This window comes from Candidatus Jordarchaeum sp., from assembly GCF_052745115.1.
Map to the genome: position 1 here is coordinate 1 of NZ_JBRAKS010000467.1, position 2478 is coordinate 2478.

Sequence of the window (2478 nt, forward strand, 5' to 3'; positions counted from 1 at the left end):
TAACAGTTAACAGAACTGAAACAAATCATCATATAATAAATAGTAGACTCATTGGGTTTTGTTGCTTATGAGAAGACTTTTATATTAAGCGAACTAAGAATTCAAAAAATAAATACTTGATGAATTATATTGTGTACAGGCTGTTATAGAGTTTAATGGTTTATTGAGGGTTATGGGTATGCGTGATGTTGCTATTATTGGTTGTGGTATGACACGGTTTGGGCAATTGGAGGATAAGTCCATTACGGATCTGATGGTGGAGTCTTCTCTTACTGCGATTTCTGATGCTAACGCTTCTGAGACTGATTTTGATCGGGTTTATGTGGGCAACATGTTTTCCGGTGAGTTTAATGACATGGCGGGAATTGCCAGTGTTCTTGTGGATAGAATCAACTTGATACCGGCAGCCGCAGATAAGATTGAAAATGGACCGGCAAGCGGCGGCTCAGCAATAAAGGAAGGTTTTCAGGCCATTGCGTCGGGTATTTCTGACATGGTACTGGTCACCGGCGTTGAAAAAATGACCTCTGTACCCACTACTCGAGTAGGCTCCGTCATAGCAACTCTAACCCACCCCACAGCAGAATACAAGTACGGTGCCACGTTACCCTCCATGGGAGGACTCCTAGCCCAACTATACTTGAAAAAGTATAATGTGAAGCGGGAGTTGCTATCGCTTGTGGCGGTGAAAAATCATAAAAACGGAACTAATAACCCCTACGCTCATTTTCAGAGGGAAATCACCTTGGAAAAAGCTTTAGCGTCACCAATTATTGCGGATCCGCTTCGCCTATTTGATTGTTCTCCGATAAGCGATGGGGCGGCTTCCCTGGTGCTCTGCTCGGCAGAGGAAGCGAGAAAATACAATGATACACCAGTATTGATTAGGGGATTTGGGCAGGCTACGGATGTTCAAATTATTGCTGAGCGAGATGATCCAACTGTATTAGAAGCTCTGAGGATAGCTGCAGACAAGGCTTATAAAATGGCAAAACTGAAGCCGGAGGATATTGATTTCGCGGAATTGCACGACGCCTTCACCATATTGGAAATAGTTCAGTCAGAGGATGTTGGTTTCTTCAAGAAGGGTGAAGGAGCCAAGGCGGTGGAGGAGGGTAAAACCTGGATTGATGGAGAACTGCCCATTAATCCCAGCGGAGGATTAAAGTCAAGAGGCCACCCTCTGGGTGCTACCGGAGTGGCTCAGGTAGTTGAAATCACATGGCAGTTGAGAGGGGAGGCCGGAAAACGCCAGGTGCCCAAAGCAGAAACAGCCTTATCAGTTAATTTTGGGGGATTCGGCAACAATATCGTGGTTAACATTTTTCAAAGATGAATTAGTAAGCATCGTTTTAGAGAGTTCATAAAAAATTCATTGTCTTTTTGTGAATAGTTTGGGTGCTACACGTTTCCGTATTTCCTCTATTACGAAAATGCTACTACTCACCAGAACCACTATGAGCCAATGGTAGGGATCCAGTGGAACGATTTGAAACAATTCCTGGAAAAATGGAACGTATATAATAGAGAAATTCAGAATAATTGAGATTGCTAATCCCACGGCAAAATACTTGTTTGATAATAATCCGATTTTGAATATACTATACTCCCGAGACCTTATGTTCAAGGCGTTGAAAAGCTGGAAGAAAATAAGAGTGGTGAAAGCCATGGTTCGAGGCTCCCGGTAACCCTCAAAAATCACCCCGAACCCCCATGAGGACAGAAAGAAATAGTATACAGCCATGGTTCCCACAATCATAATCGCCGCAAGGTAGATAATTTGGTAAACCACTCTCCGGAAAACAATTCTCTCTTTAGGAGATCTTGGAGGATCCTTAAGAACATCCCGATACCGCGGCTCAATTGCTAAAGTCTTATCGCAGATTCCGTCTGTAACAAGGTTAACCCATAAAATCTGGAGAGGAAAGAAGGGAATCGGAAACCCAAAAATAAGAGAAAAAAGAAGAATCAAGCCGCCCGCAATACTTGTTGTTATAACATAAAGAACCACCCTTCCCAAATTATTAAAGGAAGTACGCCCCTCCTCCACCGCCCCCACAATAGAGGCAAAGTTATCATCCGCCAGAACCATATTCGAGGTCTCCTTGGCAATCTGAGTGCCCGTAACACCCATAGCAATACCGATGTCCGCCTCCCTAATAGCTGGAGCATCATTGACTCCGTCACCTGTCATGGCCACTATATTGCCTTTTTTTCTTAGTGCTTTTACAATTCTAAGTTTGTGGCGGGGCTCATTTCGGGCAAATACTTTTACGGATTCCACCATTTTTTCGAATTCTTCTTCGGGGATCGCATCTAGTTCTCTTCCCTCTAGGATGAGGTCTTTTTTGGTCATTATTCCTACTTCTTCCGCTATGGCTCTGGCGGTCTCTCGGTGGTCTCCGGTAATCATGATTACTTTGATTCCAGCGGTTTTACATTTTTCAACGGCTTCTATGACTTCTTTTCTCGGAGGGT

2 protein-coding genes are annotated in these 2478 nt (G+C 43.7%); one reads left to right on the forward strand and one right to left on the reverse strand.

Annotated elements, in window-relative coordinates; all coding sequences use genetic code 11:
• Window positions 1-178 precede the first annotated feature (178 nt).
• A complete protein-coding gene (locus tag ACUVXA_RS19665; RefSeq protein ID WP_445872991.1) occupies window positions 179-1336 on the forward strand; it encodes a thiolase domain-containing protein in 1158 nt (385 codons plus the stop codon).
• 36 nt (window positions 1337-1372) lie between these two features.
• On the opposite strand, the gene ACUVXA_RS19670 is transcribed toward ACUVXA_RS19665, so the two are convergent.
• On the reverse strand, window positions 1373-2478 hold a 1106-nt coding region (locus ACUVXA_RS19670; RefSeq protein WP_445872992.1), incomplete at its 5' end, for a cation-translocating P-type ATPase.

What these genes read in the sequence shown, in the direction of transcription:
- ACUVXA_RS19665 (WP_445872991.1), top strand. Translation starts at nt 179, where the DNA reads ATGCGTGATGTTGCTATTATTGGTTGTGGTATGACACGGTTTGGGCAA.